Below are 17,272 nucleotides of genomic sequence, written 5' to 3'. Positions count from 1 at the left end.
TAACTATAATTTTTTAACCACAAAGGTCACTAAGATTAACGCAAAGTTCACCAAACTTTGTGGCCATTGCGCCTTCTTTGTGTTCTTTGCGGTTAAATCATTTATTCCAAATTTAAGTAAAACAAATCACTTGCAATTCCATCCGTTAAAAACTTTCCTTTTTTAGTTGTTTTCAGGGTGTTGTTTTCAATAAAGAGTAAATCGTCGTTTAAAAATCGTTTAGCTTCTTTTAATAAGTAATCCAGATAATTTTGTCCAAATTCAGTTTGAATTCTGTCTAATGAAACGCCCCAAATAGTTCGTAATCCTGTCATAACATATTCATTATAGCGATCGGTAACGGATAAGATTTCGGTTTCATTTGGGAGTTGGTTTTCCTGAATGGATTTTAAATAAAGTGAATTATTGGCAACATTCCAACTTCTGGAAATGCCATTATAACTATGCGCCGAAGGTCCAATTCCGATGTATTTTTTACCCAACCAATACGCCGAATTGTTTTTCGAAAAATAATCAGGTTTGCCAAAATTCGATAATTCGTAATGAACAAAACTATTTGCTTCTAGCATTTCGACCAAAATCATAAAATGTTCCGAAGCCACTTCGTCTTTTGGAGCGGTTACTTTTCCTTTTTGGACTAATTTGTGCAATGCTGTTTTTGGTTCTACAGTTAAAGCATAGCTTGAAATATGCGGAATATTAAAACTCAAGGCAGTTTCAATATTTTGTTTCCATTTTTCGTTGCTCATACCCGGAACACCATAAATTAAATCCAGCGAAATATTATCGAAATATTTTGTGGCAATTTCCAAACATTTTTTGGCTTCCGCCGAATTGTGCGCCCGATTCATCATTTTCAAATCGTCTTCAAAAAACGATTGAATTCCAATGCTTAATCTGTTAATCCGATTATTTGATAATGCGATTATTTGTTCTTCTGATAAATCATCCGGATTAGCTTCGACTGTAATTTCGGGATTTTCAATGACTTTATAATTTTCATAAATCGAATCAATCAATAATCTCAAATCTGCAATCGCTAATATAGAAGGTGTACCGCCACCAAAATAAATGGTTTCTATTGTCTCATTTTCGAACTCATTTTTTCGAATGACAATTTCTTTGGCTAAAGCCAAAACCATTTCGTCTTTCTTTTTCATTGAAGTAGAAAAATAAAAGTCGCAATAATTACATGCTTGTTTGCAAAATGGTATGTGAATGTAGATTCCTGCCACTACTTATTAATTCGTTCTTCATTCTGTTTCACAAAAGCATCCCAACCTGAATAACTTTTTCCTGCTATAACTTTTCCAGAATTAAAAAAATGACAAACTGCTGCAGCCAAACCATCGGTGGAATCGAGATTTTTAGGTAATTCTTTTAAACCTAAAAGTTGTTGCAGCATTTTAGCAACCTGTTCTTTGCTGGCATTTCCGTTTCCGGTAATTGCCATTTTAATTTTTTTAGGTTCATATTCGGTAATAGGAATATCTCTGGAAAGTCCGGCAGCCATAGCCACACCTTGTGCACGACCAAGCTTTAACATCGATTGTACGTTTTTGCCAAAAAAAGGTGCTTCGATGGCAATTTCGTCTGGATTATGGGTGTCGATTAATTCAATAGTTCGTTCAAAAATGATTCTTAGCTTTTGGTAATGATTATCATATTTAGATAATTGCAATTCATTTAATTGCAAAAATTCCATTTTTTTATTGATAACACGTATTAAGCCAAACCCCATAATAGTGGTTCCCGGATCAATACCTAATATGATGCGTTCTTTTGTCAAAAGTTGTATTTAAAGTTTGTGGTTTCAAATTGCTACATTTTCAAATTGTTTACTTTTGCAGCATGATTTCAATTCCTCACAAAACTAAGCAATTCCTTGTACTTCTAACTAAAGTTTTGATAGTTGCTGCTGCGTTTTATTTTATTTACAATCAACTGGCAAATAACGATAAATTAGATTGGCAAAAATTTATTGTGTTGTTTCGAAAAAATCAATCGGTTTTAGGCATTGGATTTATTTTGTTGTTAAGTGTTTTAAATCGTTATTTCGAAATCCTGAAATGGCAAAATCTTGTTCAGCACATTCATAAAATTACTGTATCCGAATCGACAAAACAAGTTTTAGCTGCTTTAACCGCTGGATTATTTACGCCAAACGGTGTTGGTGAATATGCTGGAAAAGCTTTGTTTTTCAATAAATCAGAAACTAAAAAAGTGATTTTTCTGAACTTGATTTGTAACGGAATCCAAATGGTTTTAACGGTTGTTTTTGGGATATTTGGTTTGCTGTATTTCAATACATTGTATCATGTAATTACTGCAAAAACAGTTCTAATTCTGTTTGGAGCTTGTTTTTTGTTATCTGGGATTTTCTTTTTTTCGAAGAAAATAAATATAAAAGGGTATTCGATAGAAAAATTGATTCATAAAATTAATGAAATTCCGAAGTCCATTCACCAGCGAAATATCCTTTTGGGAGTTTGTCGGTATTTGGTTTTTTCGCATCAATATTACTTTTTGTTTTTAGCTTTTGATGTTGATTTGCCTTATTTGACGCTGATAACTACAATTTCGAGTGTTTATTTTCTGGCTTCCTCTTTACCTACTTTTCAATTTTTGGATTTCGCAGTTAAAGGAAGTGTGGCAATTTATTTCTTTGGAATATTAGGTGTTAATGAATGGATTGTAATTTTTATTTCGACTTTAATGTGGTTTCTCAATGTAGTGATTCCGGTTGTGATAGGGAGTTATTATGTGTTGAATTTTAAGACTAAAGAAATTGTATGATGTTTTTTTTGCTCTTCATAGCATTGTTTTATTGTATAGCGATTTGTCTTCTGATTTATGGTTTTACAAAAGTAAAAAACTATGACGCAATTGATTTAGAACCCAAAACAGCTTTTACGATTATAGTTCCTTTTCGAAATGAAGCCGGAAATTTACCAGTGCTTTTAGAAAGTATTTCGAAATTGAATTATCCAACGAATTTGTTTGAAGTGATTTTGGTTGATGATCAATCAACTGAAAAATTCCAAATTTTAAATTCCAAATTTCAAGTTTTACTAATCAATAATATCAGAGTATCAAATTCTCCTAAGAAAGACGCGATTTCGACTGCGATTCCTTTGGTAAAAACGCCTTGGATTATTACTACTGATGCCGATTGTGTAGTTCCTGAAAATTGGCTTTTAACTTTGGATAATTACATTCAAACACATGAAGTTGCTATGATTTCCGGAGCCGTTACTTATCGTTGTAATAATTCTTTTTTAGATCATTTTCAGCAATTGGATTTGGCGAGTTTACAAGGTGCGACGATAGGAAGTTTTGGAATTAAGAAAGGGTTTATGTGTAATGGTGCGAATTTAGCTTATACCAAATTGCTTTTTCAGGAACTAAATGGTTTTGAAGGAAACGATACTGTTGCCAGCGGTGATGATGTTTTTTTATTGCAAAAAGCAATTGCAAAGTTTCCTCAAAAAGTACACTATCTTAAATCTCAAAATAACATTATTACTACAAGTGCTGTTGTCAGCTGGAAAACTTTGTTTTATCAAAGAGTACGCTGGGCTTCTAAAACAAGTTCGTACCAAAGCAATTTTGGAAAACTATTAGCATTGGTTGTTTTTGCTGGAAATTTGAGTTTAATTATAAGTTATGGATTATGGATTATGGGGCTAGTCTCATTTTTATTGCCGTTTTCGCTGTTTTTTTCCAAATGTATTATTGATAGTATTTTGATTTATCAGGCAAATCGATTTTTGACAAAAGATAAGATAAGCTATTTGGTTTTAAGTAATTTGCTTTATCCTTTTTTTAGTGTAAGCGTAGCTTTATATTCACTATTTGGAAAATACGAATGGAAAGGCAGGAGATTTTAAGACTTTTGAATATCGAATCTCAATCGGTTTATTGCTATCTGTTAACTAAATATTAAAAACTACTCCACTTTAATAATTACAGGAAGAATAAATTGTGTTTTTACAGGAATTCCTTGTTTTAGAGCGGGATTTACTTTTGGGAAACCAACTAGTCGGGCGTGTAAAATGCTATCAATTTTAATCGTATCATAAGCAGCAGAATCTTTTGGGAATTGCGGTTCGAATTTCATTCTGGAATTAGGAAAAACAGTTACTTTCACTTCGATCGTGTCGAGTTCCGGGTAAAGAGATGAAAGTGTGTCGACTTGCAATTTGTCCTGAATGAGTTGCGTAAGACTGTCAAAAAAACATTGTTGACGCTGTACTTTTTCATCCAGTTTGTCGCAATCTACAAAGGAAGGGTATTCGTCTACTTCTTTCCAGTTTATTGCTTTCAGTTGCTTTTGCAATAATTCTTTTTCTGACGGCACTTGCTTTTCGAAGTATTGACAGGAATTGAAGAAAGCGAAGAGTAAAAAAAAGTAATAATGCTTCAAGGTTTTGTTTTTGAATTCGACCAATATTTTATAAAAATACAATTATTTTTTTGCAGATGCTTTAGAAAGTAAATAATCTTGATAATTTTCTGAAAGCCATTTTTGCTTATTGGCTTCGGCAATTTCTTTCTCTTTGGGATATAATTTTGCCAAGCGATCAGAATAAGCTGCGATTTTTACGGTGTAATTATAAAATTCTTCTTTTGATAAAATCAAATTAGGATCTGATTTCTTTTCGGAAAATTCGAAAAAAAGCTGATCGAAATCTTTCATGGAGAAATTCATTATTTTTTTCTTATTTGCCTCATAGATTTGCTCTTTCATGATGGCATCGGTACTTTTTTTGGGTTCGTTTTGAGCCAGAACTATTTTCGAAAAAAAGACTATAAAAAGGAATACTATAATTTTTCTCATCGTGATGTAGGAAATAAATGATTATCTTTATTTTTATCAAAATTAATAAAAATTAATAAAAATTAATTTATGGATATTTTACTTTTAATTCTGGGATTAGCCTGTATGCTAATTGGTGTTGTGGGAAGTTTTTTACCTGTGTTGCCAGGAATTGGTTTATGCTGGTTAGGAATTCTTTTTTTATATCTTACTAGTGTGGTTCCGGTCAATTATTGGGTTTTAGGCATCACTTTTTTAGTTGTTGTGATTTTTTTTATTGCCAATTATATTTTGCCAGCCAAAGGAACACAACGATTTGGCGGAAGTAAAGCAGGAATTTGGGGAACGAATATTGGTCTCGTAATCGGACTATTGACTCCAATTCCTTTTGGGTTTGTAATTGGGCCATTTTTAGGTGCTTTAATTGGCGAATTAGTATTTGATGCTAAAAATGCACAACAGGCAATTAGGGCAGCCACAGGTTCAGTGATAGGGATTTTGGCTTCTGCTTTTATACAGTTTATGCTTTGTATAATTTATTTCGGAATATTTATTTCTATTGTTTGGGACTACAAATCGCTTCTTTTTTAGTTTGAAAATATTACATTTGATAGATGAAGATAGAATCACAAATAGGTATAATTGCTAGTTTTCAGCATTTAGAATTACTTGCTAATCAAGTGGTAGAAGGTTTTATTTCAGGAATGCATAAAAGTCCGTTTCATGGATTTTCGGCTGAATTTGCTGAGCATAAAGTATATAATACAGGCGAAAGTACTAAGCATATTGACTGGAAGTTATTCGCAAAAACAGACCGATTGTATACCAAACAGTTTGAAGAAGAAACTAATTTGCGATGTCATATTATTATTGATAATTCTTCGTCGATGCATTATCCTAAATTAAATACAAATCAGAATTTTTATGAAAGTAAAATAGGTTTTTCTGTTTTGGCTTCAGCCATATTAATGAATCTTTTAAAGAAACAAAGAGATGCTGTAGGGCTTAGTGTGTTTTCAGATACGTATGAATATTATGCGCCCGAAAAAGGCAGTGATCGTCATCATCGTATGGTGTTAAATGCATTAGAAAATTTGTTAGAAGAACCCGTTGGTAAGAAAAGCACCGATACCATTACTTTTTTGCATCAAATTGCCGAAAAAATTCATCGTCGTTCGATGATTGTTTTGTTCACAGATATGTTTCAAATAGGGGAAGAAGAGCGATTGTTGACTGCTTTGCAGCATTTGAAACACAATAAACATAAGGTAGTCTTATTTCATGTAGTAGATGGAAAAACAGAGCTCAATTTTGATTTTGACAATGTGCCACGAAAATTCATCGATGTAGAAACCGGAGATGAAATAGTTGTTTTTGCTGATAATGTAAAAGAAGAATACGAAAAACAGGCAGCTTCTTATTTTAAAAGATTGGCATTAAGCTGCGCACAAAACAAAATAAAGTACGTTCCGGTAAGCGTGAGAGAAGATTTTGAAAAAATAATGCTAACTTATTTGGTTGAAAAACAAAAGTTTGGGTAATTATCAAAAAAATATATTATTATTTTTAGTAAAAAGGCTTGTTTAAATAGAAATCTATTGTATCTTTGCCACCGCAATAAAGCAGAGGTTTGGTAGTTCAGTTGGTTAGAATACATGCCTGTCACGCATGGGGTCGCGGGTTCGAGTCCCGTCCAGACCGCTAATATTGGGAAAGCCTTTCGTAACAGAAAGGCTTTTTTTTCCACTATACGGTATCTAAAGTTAGTTGTGTTGTTAGGTCGGCCTAGTTAGCTGACCTCGGTTTAGTAGTTAAACCAATGAAAAGCTTTTCACTTAAATGTGAATGGCTTTTTTGATTTTAAAGAGGTATCAAAAAAAAGAATTATTTTTTTAATTGAAGACTTGTTTTTAAAAGAAATTATATTGTATATTTGCACTCGCAATAAAGCAGAGGTTTGGTAGTTCAGTTGGTTAGAATACATGCCTGTCACGCATGGGGTCGCGGGTTCGAGTCCCGTCCAGACCGCTAAAATTGTTAAAGCGATTCATTTTTGAATCGCTTTTTTTGTGTTTAATTTTTTGATTCTGAATAATTAAAATATGTAATATCATCTTTTAGTGATTCCTTTAAACTTTGGGGGAGAAAAACAATTTACCGCAAAGAACACTAAGTTTTAACCTTTAGCTTTTATAAAAGGCAAAGTTCGCAAAGCTATGTATATTGGATTAGCTTTGCGAACTTTTTGTTTTTAGAGACATTTTTAGATGAAAATCTTTGCGGTAAAATGTAATACAATTAGAGGAATATATTGTTTTATAATTCTCTACAACATTATTTACTTCATAAAAAAAAGGCTTGACTTTCGTCAAACCTTTTTCTCATATAAATCATAATCTTACGATTACAACAAAGCGTCTAAACTATCTGCGTAAGTTTGTTTAGGAGCAACTCCTACTTGTTTTCCTACGACTTCTCCGTTATGAAAAACTAATACTGTAGGTATGTTTCTCACTCCATATTTAGCAGCAAATTCCTGGTTTGCGTCAACATCAACTTTCCCTACAACAACTTTTCCGTCGTATTCAGTACTTAATTCGTCAATGATTGGTCCAACCATTCTACATGGTCCACACCAAGCTGCCCAAAAATCTACCATAACTGGTTTGTCTGACTTCAATACTACTTCTTCAAAAGTAGCGTCTGTTATTGCTAATGCCATATCTTTTTAAATTTAAAGTTTATAATTTGAAAGTCTTTAATTACTTAAACACTTATGCAAATTTAGAAATTTAAAACCAACAAACCATCATTCCAAAATTAGTTTTGGCTATTAATGTATTGTTAATTATTATTAGTAGCTATTCCTGCTGTACACTCTATCTTTTTCTAGTCTCGTCCAAAAAGACGAGACTAGAAAAAGGATGCCGCTTCCATCAGGGCTAGGGTATAGCGGTTTAATTCAGCTTGAAATTCACCTGCATTTTCTCTAATTCATGCAATAATTCATTCGAAATCTTGATTTTCAACCTTCTGCTGGCCATGCTTAGTTTAGTAACTACTTTTACTTCTTCGACCTCGGTAACTTGTACAGCCTTGGTTTCTGGTTCGTCCGAAGTTTCTTCGTTTTCATCTTCAAAAATGACTTCCTCATTCTCTTCAAGAACAGTAGTTGTTTCAATTAATTTCTTGATTCTTTCTATTTCCATTACTTCAAAAGTAACCTGATTGTCTCCTTTGTTTTCATTAAAAAGATGACTTAATTTATGAATGAATTCTGGCTGTAAATCTTTTATATTCAATAGTACAATGAGTCTTTTAGCCATTGCTTCTAAAACATCCTGCAATTGTTTTATTTCGACAAACTGTACTCTGGGTTCTCCTTTTTTTCCAGTATCCTGATTCATCCAGCCTTCTTTTACCGTCAGTTTCATGAAAGTAAAATTGTTCTGTATCAGGAAATGACGGAATTTTAAATACTCTTCACCAAAAATTCTAAATTCATAGCTCTCGTCATATCCTTCAAGAGAGAACATTCCCCAGCCTTTACCGTTTTTTGCTACACGATGTTGGACATCATTTATAATTCCGCCAAAAGTGAGTGTTTTGCCCACATGTGCTTCCAGATTTTTAAGAGCTTCTAGCTTCGCATTACAGAAATATTTCATTTCAAATTTAAAATCATCTAGTGGATGTCCTGAAATATAAATTCCAACAACTTCTTTCTCTTTAGCTAATTTTTCCATCGTACTCCAGTCTTCACATGGTGGTACAACTGGCTCAGCAATTTGTACTTCGCTGGCTTCGCCAAATAAACTTACCTGTGAGGAATTTTCGTTTTCCTGAAATTTAGAGCCATAACGCATCGCTTTTTCATAAAAGGTAATTCCGTCACCTTCATCGTGAAAATATTGGGCTCTATGAGTGTCTGCAAAACAATCAAAACCTCCGGCTAAAGCCAGGTTTTCAATAGCTTTTTTATTGGCAGCACGCAAATCAATACGTTTTGCCAAATCGAAAATCGATTTGTATTTAGCATCTTTTCTATTTTCTACAATTGTTGCCACTGCTCCGGAACCCACACCTTTAATAGCTCCCATTCCAAAACGTACTGCATACTCATCGTTTACGGTGAATTTGTAGAAAGATTCATTGACGCAAGGGCCTAAAACCTGCAATCCCATTCGTTTACATTCTTCCATGAAAAATGAAACTTGTTTGATATCGTTCATGTTATTCGAAAGTACCGCAGCCATATATTCAGCCGGATAATGCGCTTTTAAATAAGCAGTTTGGTAGGCAATCCACGCATAGCAAGTTGAATGCGATTTGTTGAAAGCATAACTCGCAAACGCTTCCCAGTCTTTCCAGATTTTTTCTAAAACTTTGGCATCATGACCTTTTTGAGCTGCCTGTTCGACAAATTTTGGTTTCATTTTATCCAAAACGTCTTTTTGTTTCTTACCCATCGCCTTACGCAAAACGTCGGCTTCACCTTTAGTAAATCCGGCAAGTGATTGGGATAGAAGCATTACCTGCTCCTGATATACGGTGATTCCGTAGGTTTCCCCAAGATATTCTTCGCAGGCATCTAAATCGTAAACAATAGGTTCTTCTCCGTTTTTTCTTCGAACGAAAGAAGGAATGTATTCTAAAGGTCCCGGACGATACAAAGCATTCATTGCAATTAAATCTCCAAAAACGGTAGGTTTCAGGTCCTTCATGTATTTCTGCATCCCGGGCGACTCGTATTGGAAAATACCTACTGTTTCTCCTCTTTGGAACAGTTCATAAGTCTTAACATCATCAATTGGGAAAGTATCCGGATCGAGTTGAATTCCTGTTCGGTATTTTACCAATTTGACAGTGTCTTTTATCAAAGTCAGGGTCTTCAACCCCAAGAAGTCCATCTTTAACAGTCCGGCGCTTTCAGCAACCGAGTTGTCAAATTGGGTTACATATAAATCAGAATCTTTTGCAGTAGTTACCGGAACGTAATTGGTAATATCCGAAGGCGTGATAATCACACCGCAGGCGTGAATACCTGTATTTCGCATAGAACCTTCGAGAATTTTGGCTTGCTGAATGGTTTCTCCGGCCAAATCTTCTTCATTGGCAATGGCTATTAATTGTTTAACAAGTTCAAATTCATCAGCCCCTTTTAATGCTTTTTTTACATCATCTTCTGATTCAGAAAGGAATCGCGCTAAATTCCATTTTCCAGGCATCATTGCCGGAATTAATTTTGCAATTCTATCGGCTTCAAATAATGGTAAATCCAGTACACGTGCCGTATCACGAATGGCCGACTTAGTTGCCATTTTTCCGTAAGTGATAATTTGCGCCACCTGATTAGCACCATATTTATTGATTACATAATCCATTACGCGACCACGACCCTCGTCATCAAAATCGATATCAATATCGGGCATGGATACACGATCGGGGTTCAGGAAACGCTCAAAAAGCAAATCGTATTTAATAGGATCAATATTAGTAATTCCTAAACAATAAGCAACGGCAGAACCCGCTGCCGATCCACGTCCAGGTCCAACTGATACGTCCATTTTTCGGGCTTCGGCAATGAAATCCTGTACAATCAGAAAATAACCCGGATAACCTGAATTTGAAATTGTCAATAATTCAAAATCCAAACGTTCCTGAATATCGGGAGTGATTTCTTCATAGCGTTTTTCGGCACCTACCATTGTTAGGTGTCTCAAATAAGCATTTTCTCCGCGAACACCATTGTCTTTTTCGTCTTCAGGATTAACAAATTCTTCTGGAATATCGTATTTTGGAAGTAAAACGTCCCGGTAAAGCGAGTAAATTTCGACCTTATCTACAATTTCCTGAATATTGATAATGGCTTCGGGTAAATCAGCAAAAAGAGTTTTCATTTCTTCTTCTGATTTATAATAATATTCCTGATTGGGTAAACCATAGCGATAACCACGACCACGACCAATAGGCGTTGCCTGTTTTTCACCGTCTTTTACGCATAATAAAATATCGTGTGCATTAGCATCCTCTTTATTTACATAATAGGTATTATTGGTAGCAATTAATTTAACTTCATGTTTTTGTGCAAACTCAATCAGGGTTTTGTTTACACGATTTTCATCTTCCTGATTGTGGCGCATTATTTCGAGATAAAAATCATCTCCAAATTGTGATTTCCACCAAATTAGGGCTTCTTCGGCTTGGTTTTCACCAATATTTAAAATCTTACTCGGAATTTCTCCATAGAGATTTCCCGATAAAACCATGATGTCTTCCTTGTATTTTTCGACAATACTTTTGTCAATTCGAGGAACATAATAAAAACCGCTCACATAAGCAATGGAAGCCATTTTAGCCAAATTATGATAACCATTTTTATTTTTTGCCAATAAAACAACCTGGTAACCATTGTCTTTTTTTGTTTTATCCAAATGGTTTTCGCAAATGTTAAATTCGCAACCGACAATAGGTTTAATTTCGGTTTCTGTTGGTTCTTCGCCACTTTCCACCAAGGCTTTATTTTTAGCAGAAGCTCCTTTGTTATGGTTCATAACTGCACTCACAAAATGGAAAGCTCCCATCATGTTTCCCGTGTCAGTCATGGCAACTGCAGGAAATTTATTTTTAGCAGTGGTAGTGACCAGCGGGGCAATACCAATGGTAGATTGCAATACCGAAAATTGGGTATGATTGTGCAAATGAGCAAATTTTGCTGCTGCAAAACCTTCTTTGTCAGCTTCGGAAATTATATTTTGTTCAGAAGCTGAATTAGTTTTTTGAAGTTGCTTTCTGATTTCGTCAGAAGCCGCTTTTAAATTGATATGTTTTAAACCAATAAGCTGAATTTCCTGCGGATTCTTAGCATTAAAATCCTGAAAATAAGAAGCAGGAACATCCAGTTCTTCTTTGGTAAAAACTTCTCTTTTTATTAATTCTAAGAAACAACGTGTTGTTGCCTCAACGTCGGCAGTAGCGTTATGGGCTTCGGCAAAGGGAACGTTGAATAAATATTCGTGTAATTCGGTTAGAGTAGGTAACTTGAATTTTCCTCCACGACCTCCGGGTAATTTTAACAAATTAGCTGTTACTTCGGTACAGGTATCTAAAACCGGCATCGAAGCCATAGACGAATCAACGCCCATTCGATAGAATTCAGCGCCCATAATATTGACGTCAAAACCTACATTCTGACCCACAATAAATTTGGCTTTACCTAAAGCAATATTCAATTTTTCTAAAACTTCATTTAAAGAGATTCCATCGGCTTCTGCCAATTCGGTTGAAATTCCGTGAATACGTTCAGCATCATACGGAATGTTAAACCCTTCAGGCTTTACCAAATAATCCTGATGTTCGATGAGATTTCCCATATCATCATGCAGCTGCCATGCGATTTGGATACAGCGAGGCCAGTTATCAGAATCGCTTATTGGAGCATTCCAGTTCTTTGGTAATCCAGTAGTTTCGGTATCGAATATTAAATACATAGCTGTAAATGAGGAAATTGAATTTTTGTGAAATCAAAAAATCTGAATTCCAAATTTAGTTCTTTTTTAAAGGAAAATAAAGTGAAGTTATGAACAAAAAAAGGCCTTGATTACTCAAGACCTTATGTTATAAATTAAAAGAAGAGATTATTTAAAGTTCCACCCGAAAGTCAAACCAAAAGCTACAGGTCTTATTTTTGCATCTTTATCAGTACTGTACAATCCATTTGCTTTTCTGTCATTCACAGATGTTGAGTTGTAGCCAATATAGGATTTGTCTTCATTTTGATCAAGAATGGTTCCGTAAGCATTCTCAACAAAGATTGCAGTATATAATGCATTATTTTTGTTGATATCAAAAGTAAAACCTAGTTCATAAGAAGCCATTATAGTTCCTTTAGTATTGTATTCTCCTGATGCGCTATAATTACCCTGACCTCCAAAACCATATTCCGGTAGATCATCGATATACAAATTAACATCTGGATAATAAGCAGTACCATTTACAAAAGCTGCTGAAGATTTAATTTTATAATCTACAGGTAAAAAATATTTAGCACCTGCTCTAAAGTTAAAATCAACACCTTTAGCAATATTAGTTTTATACTGTAAAAATAATGGTATTTGAATTGCATGTAAGGTTTGTTCCTCTCTATAATTGCTTGTTGTAATATTGTAGATAAAAGCAGAACCTGCCGGATCAACTTCAAAATTGGTTAAAGCTTCTGATGAATTGTTTAAAGTAACATTTTGTTTATACTGAGAAAATTCTAATCCTGTACCTATCCCAAAATGATTAGTTATCGAATAAATGTAACCTGCTTTTACTGCACCTGAGTGTTGAATTTGATAGCCGGGAGTTGCAGCTTTAATATCATTTTTGATATGTCCAATTCCTGTTTGCACACCTACATAAAACTGAGCAACCATTGCCTGAGAGCATAAAAGTACAGTAATCCCTAATGCATGTTTAATATTAAATTTCATATTTGTGTTTTTGTTTTAGAATAATCCATCCTCATTTGTAAAAAAATGAGGATTTCATATTCTTGAAGATTCTTAATTTTTAACTAAAAGGTTTTTCGTAAAATACTTACCATTTGCTAAGGTCATTTTTACTATGTAAACTCCCTCAACGCTTGGTGCTTTCAAATTAACAGTATTTTGACTTGTTCTAACATCAATTAACATTGATCCAGTTACACTATATACTTCAATATGTGCATTTTGTAATCTATTTACACTTACATTAGTGATAACCTGGAAGTCTCCATTGCTTTTAGCCGGATTAGGTACAATTTTGATGTTTTCATCCTCTACAGTAGGCGATAAGGTTATTGGACAAGTAGTAACTTGTATTCCGTCTAATCTTGTAGCCACTGCATGATAAGTACCGTTTAAAGCACCATTTTCTTTAAAATACTGATCTGTTTGACCAGGAACTAGTACTCCATTTTTATACCAAGTATATGATTGGAAATTTTTAGAACTATTGTCAAAGAAAATGATATTATCAAATTGTTTTCTAATCAAATTCGGTTGGCTGTTAACCAATGGTAAAACTACTGTTGGAGCTGGATTGTAATTGTTATTTCCTAGCTGAGCAGCAGTGACATTTACCGAACCATAGTTTAACAAATTCAATGTATTTCCTGAAACAGCAACTAAATTAGTATTAGAAGAAGTGTAGTTTACTGGTAAACCACTACTAGAAGTAGCTGTTAAAGCAACAGTAGTTTCTCCTTCACAACCGTATGTTAAAGTTTGATTCCAAGTGATGGTTTGATTAGCTTTTACAATTGTAAAATTACTACCAACATAAGTCAGGCTGTAATTTGTTCCTGCATTTAATGTGCCTTGTGTAATTGGATATACACCTGTATCATTTCCAGCAGCTCTTGAAAGTGCTCCTGTAAATACATCTCCACTTACTAAAGCAGGTGAAACTGAATAAGTAAAAATAGGATCGGCTGTTCCATATACCTTAGATTGAGAAGCATTAGCTGTCACTGTAATTGGTTTTGCAGTGATAACAAAATTATTAGTTACATAAGTCAGCGTATAATTACCACTTAAAGCCAATGTTCCCTGATTGATGGTATAAGTTCCTATGTTTTCACCTGCAGATCTGTTAAGATTTCCAGAGAAAGCATCACCAGTTACTAAAGCCGGAGCAAAAGTATAAGTCAAGGCAGGATCTACATCACCATAGGTTTTGTTTTTCGCTGCAGCAGTTACAGTTATGGTTTTCTTACCAATAGTTAAATCAGCACCAACATAAGTCAACGTATAATTACCACTTAAAGCCAATGTTCCCTGATTGATGGCATAAGTTCCTACGTTTTCACCTGCAGATCTGTTAAGACTTCCAGAGAAAGCATCACCAGTTACTAAAGCCGGAGCGAAAGTATAAGTCAAGACAGGATCTACATCACCATAGGTTTTGTTTTTTGCTGCAGCAGTTACAGTTATGGTTTTCTTACCAATAGTTAAATCAGCACCAACATAAGTTAGCGTATAATTACCACTTAAAGCCAATGCTCCCTGATTGATGGCATAAGTTCCTACGTTTTCACCTGCAGATCTGTTAAGACTTCCAGAGAAAGCATCACCAGTTACTAAAGCCGGAGCAAAAGTATAATTCAACTCAGGATCCACATCACCATAGGTTTTGTTTTTTGCTGCAGCAGTTACTGTTATGGTTTTCTTGCCAATAGTCAAATCAGCACCAACATAAGTTAGCGTATAATTACCACTTAAAGCCAATGTTCCCTGATTGATGGCATAAGTTCCTATGTTTTCACCTGCAGATCTGTTAAGACTTCCAGAGAAACTGTCTCCTGTTACTAAAGCCGGAGCAAAAGTATAATTCAACTCAGGATCCACATCACCATAGGTTTTGTTTTTCGCTGCAGCAGTTACAGTTATGGTTTTCTTACCAATAGTCAAATCAGCACCAACATAAGTTAGCGTATAATTACCACTTAAAGCCAATGCTCCCTGATTGATGGCATAAGTTCCTACGTTTTCACCTGCAGATCTGTTAAGACTTCCAGAGAAACTGTCTCCTGTTACTAAAGCCGGAGCGAAAGTATAAGTCAACTCAGGATCCACATCACCATAGGTTTTGTTTTTGGCAGCAGCAGTTACTGTTATGGTTTTCTTGCCAATAGTCAAATTAGCACCGACATAAGTCAACGTATAATTACCACTTAAAGCCAATGTTCCCTGATTGATGGCATAAGTTCCTATGTTTTCACCTGCAGATCTGTTAAGACTTCCAGAGAAACTGTCTCCTGTTACTAAAGCCGGAGCAAAAGTATAAGTCAACTCAGGATCCACATCACCATAGGTTTTGTTTTTCGCTGCAGCAGTTACTGTTATGGTTTTCTTGCCAATAGTTAAATCAGCACCAACATAAGTTAGCGTATAATTACCACTTAAAGCCAATGTTCCCTGATTGATGGCATAAGTTCCTATGTTTTCACCTGCAGATCTGTTAAGACTTCCAGAGAAAGCATCACCACTTACTAAAGCCGGAGCAAAAGTATAAGTCAAAGTAGGATCTACATCACCATAGGTTTTGTTTTTGGCAGCTGCAGTTACTGTTATGGTTTTCTTGCCAATAGTTAAATCAGCACCAACATAAGTTAGCGTATAATTACCACTTAAAGCCAATGTTCCCTGATTGATGGCATAAGTTCCTACGTTTTCACCTGTAGATCTGTTAAGACTTCCAGAGAAACTGTCTCCTGTTACTAAAGCCGGAGCAAAAGTATAAGTCAACTCAGGATCCACATCACCATAGGTTTTGTTTTTCGCTGCAGCAGTTACAGTGATTGGTTTGGCAGTTATGCTAAAATTGTTGGAAACATAAGTAATCAAATATTTATTTCCTGCAGAAAGGGTTCCTTGAGTTATTGTATAAGAACCAATATCTTCTCCTGGAGCTCTTGTTAATGAACCTGTAAAAGAATCACCTGGTAATAAAGCAGGAGACACACTATAGCTAAGGATAGGGTCATTTGATCCATAAACTTTACTTTGTAATTCATTTGCTGTAACTGTAATAGGTATTTGATTTAATTTTAACGTAAAGTTTTGAGTAACTACACATCCATTTGCATCTGTTGCTCTAACAGTAAAATTACTATCAGCAACCTGAATTGATGTTCCAGAAATTGTTCCTGAAGGAGATAAATTAAATCCTGAAGGTAAATTTCCTGATGAAATATCAAAAATTTTAGTACCTGTTCCACCTGTTACGTTTACACTTTGGCTGTATAAAGTATTATAATCATAACCAGCTAATGATATAGTTGTGAATTCTATAGGAGTTGGTTGAGTAATTGTAAATGATTTAGTACCCTGACATCCATTTGCATCAGTTACTGTTACAGTATAAGTTCCTGCTGCAAGTCCAGTTGCTGTAGCAGCAGTACCTCCTGATGGAGCCCAAGAATAGGTATAGGAAGGAGTTCCTCCTGTTGGAGAAACCGTTGCAGTACCATTAGAACCACCATTACAAGAAACATCAGTTTTTCCACCACCTGTAGTTAGGCTTAAAGCAGTTGGCTGTGCAATAGTGAAAGACTTTGTACCCTGACATCCATTTGCATCAGTTACTGTTACAGTATAAGTTCCTGCTGCAAGTCCAGTTGCTGTAGCAGCAGTACCTCCTGATGGAGACCAAGAATAGGTATATCCTGGCGTACCTCCTGTTGGAGAAACCGTTGCAGTACCATTGGAACCACCGTTACAAGAAACATCAGTTTTACTTCCTGCTGTAGTATTTAGAGCAGTTGGTTGCGTAATTGTGAATGATTTTGTACCCTGACATCCATTAGCATCGGTTATTGTACAAGTATAAGTTCCTGCAGCTAAACCTGTAGCTGTAGCAGCAGTACCTCCTGACGGAGCCCAAGAATAGGTATAGGAAGGAGTTCCTCCTGTTGGAGAAACC

Annotated in this window: 12 protein-coding genes and 2 tRNA genes; 6 read left to right on the top strand and 8 right to left on the bottom strand. The window is 35.0% G+C overall.

All coding sequences use genetic code 11. The annotated features are described in order from the left end of the window. Positions 1-101: 101 nt before the first annotated feature. Together hemW and ruvC are read right to left on the bottom strand one after the other, a co-directional pair. Positions 102-1,235 carry a radical SAM family heme chaperone HemW gene (gene hemW, locus FEM21_RS08055; RefSeq protein ID WP_035659410.1) on the bottom strand — a complete coding sequence of 378 codons (1,134 nt, stop codon included), beginning with the start codon at positions 1,233-1,235 and terminating at the stop codon, positions 102-104. Then, the gene (gene ruvC / locus FEM21_RS08050) at positions 1,235-1,789 is read right to left on the bottom strand and encodes a crossover junction endodeoxyribonuclease RuvC (protein WP_035659409.1); all 555 of its coding nucleotides are present in this window, start codon (positions 1,787-1,789) and stop codon (positions 1,235-1,237) included. Before ruvC ends, hemW begins: the two co-directional genes overlap by 1 nt. A 62-nt stretch (positions 1,790-1,851) precedes the next feature. Here ruvC and FEM21_RS08045 point away from each other — a divergent pair, with 62 nt between their 5' ends. Both FEM21_RS08045 and FEM21_RS08040 read left to right on the top strand, forming a co-directional pair. Beyond that, on the top strand, positions 1,852-2,796 hold the full coding sequence (locus FEM21_RS08045; protein WP_035659408.1) for a hypothetical protein: 945 nt from the start codon (positions 1,852-1,854) through the stop codon (positions 2,794-2,796). Continuing rightward, complete coding sequence (locus FEM21_RS08040; protein WP_035659407.1) at positions 2,793-3,890, top strand: glycosyltransferase family 2 protein; 1,098 nt, start codon at positions 2,793-2,795, stop codon at positions 3,888-3,890. The genes FEM21_RS08045 and FEM21_RS08040 overlap by 4 nt, the downstream gene beginning before the upstream one ends. A 59-nt stretch (positions 3,891-3,949) precedes the next feature. Here FEM21_RS08040 and FEM21_RS08035 read toward each other — a convergent pair whose 3' ends face one another. Beyond that, positions 3,950-4,426, bottom strand: a complete 477-nt coding sequence (locus FEM21_RS08035) for a hypothetical protein (protein WP_035659734.1) — start codon at positions 4,424-4,426, stop codon at positions 3,950-3,952. A 42-nt stretch (positions 4,427-4,468) separates the two neighbouring features. Beyond that, a complete protein-coding gene (locus tag FEM21_RS08030) occupies positions 4,469-4,840 on the bottom strand; it encodes a hypothetical protein (RefSeq protein WP_035659405.1) in 372 nt (123 codons plus the stop codon). A 69-nt stretch (positions 4,841-4,909) separates the two neighbouring features. Between FEM21_RS08030 and FEM21_RS08025 the strand changes: the two genes are divergently transcribed. The 4 genes from FEM21_RS08025 (at position 4,910) to FEM21_RS08010 (ending at position 6,847) form a co-directional block, all read left to right on the top strand. Further along, positions 4,910-5,410, top strand: a complete 501-nt coding sequence (locus FEM21_RS08025) for a DUF456 domain-containing protein (RefSeq protein WP_035659404.1) — start codon at positions 4,910-4,912, stop codon at positions 5,408-5,410. Positions 5,411-5,433: 23 nt separating this feature from the next. Beyond that, positions 5,434-6,360: a DUF58 domain-containing protein gene (locus FEM21_RS08020; protein WP_035659403.1), complete on the top strand. Its 927-nt coding sequence runs from the start codon at positions 5,434-5,436 to the stop codon at positions 6,358-6,360. Between the two features lie 86 nt (positions 6,361-6,446). Further along, positions 6,447-6,520, top strand: a tRNA-Asp gene (locus FEM21_RS08015). Between the two features lie 253 nt (positions 6,521-6,773). Continuing rightward, positions 6,774-6,847 (top strand) — tRNA-Asp (locus FEM21_RS08010). Positions 6,848-7,223: 376 nt separating this feature from the next. Here the strand turns inward: FEM21_RS08010 and trxA are convergent. The 4 genes from trxA to FEM21_RS16205 all read right to left on the bottom strand — a co-directional run. Beyond that, a complete protein-coding gene (gene trxA, locus FEM21_RS08005; RefSeq protein WP_026708908.1) occupies positions 7,224-7,541 on the bottom strand; it encodes a thioredoxin in 318 nt (105 codons plus the stop codon). Positions 7,542-7,776: 235 nt separating this feature from the next. Then, the gene (gene dnaE, locus FEM21_RS08000) at positions 7,777-12,309 is read right to left on the bottom strand and encodes a DNA polymerase III subunit alpha (protein ID WP_035659401.1); all 4,533 of its coding nucleotides are present in this window, start codon (positions 12,307-12,309) and stop codon (positions 7,777-7,779) included. A gap of 147 nt (positions 12,310-12,456) precedes the next feature. After that, a complete protein-coding gene (locus FEM21_RS07995; protein ID WP_035659400.1) occupies positions 12,457-13,296 on the bottom strand; it encodes an outer membrane beta-barrel protein in 840 nt (279 codons plus the stop codon). 72 nt (positions 13,297-13,368) lie between these two features. Then, positions 13,369-17,272: MBG domain-containing protein (locus FEM21_RS16205; protein WP_152547384.1), on the bottom strand; the 3,904-nt coding region annotated here is incomplete at its 5' end.

It is taken from the genome of Flavobacterium seoulense (assembly GCF_000695795.1).
Taxonomy (GTDB): domain Bacteria; phylum Bacteroidota; class Bacteroidia; order Flavobacteriales; family Flavobacteriaceae; genus Flavobacterium; species Flavobacterium seoulense.
Note: the sequence above shows the minus strand (reverse complement) of the source record. Positions and strands in the feature narration are given on the sequence as shown.

Bases quoted from the DNA above. Each gene is read 5' to 3' on its own strand.
- FEM21_RS08045 (WP_035659408.1), top strand. From the start codon at position 1,852: ATGATTTCAATTCCTCACAAAACTAAGCAATTCCTTGTACTTCTAACT.
- FEM21_RS08040 (WP_035659407.1), top strand. From the start codon at position 2,793: ATGATGTTTTTTTTGCTCTTCATAGCATTGTTTTATTGTATAGCGATT.
- FEM21_RS08030 (WP_035659405.1), bottom strand. From the start codon at position 4,840: ATGAGAAAAATTATAGTATTCCTTTTTATAGTCTTTTTTTCGAAAATA.
- FEM21_RS08025 (WP_035659404.1), top strand. From the start codon at position 4,910: ATGGATATTTTACTTTTAATTCTGGGATTAGCCTGTATGCTAATTGGT.
- FEM21_RS08020 (WP_035659403.1), top strand. From the start codon at position 5,434: ATGAAGATAGAATCACAAATAGGTATAATTGCTAGTTTTCAGCATTTA.
- trxA (WP_026708908.1), bottom strand. From the start codon at position 7,541: ATGGCATTAGCAATAACAGACGCTACTTTTGAAGAAGTAGTATTGAAG.
- dnaE (WP_035659401.1), bottom strand. From the start codon at position 12,309: ATGTATTTAATATTCGATACCGAAACTACTGGATTACCAAAGAACTGG.
- FEM21_RS07995 (WP_035659400.1), bottom strand. From the start codon at position 13,296: ATGAAATTTAATATTAAACATGCATTAGGGATTACTGTACTTTTATGC.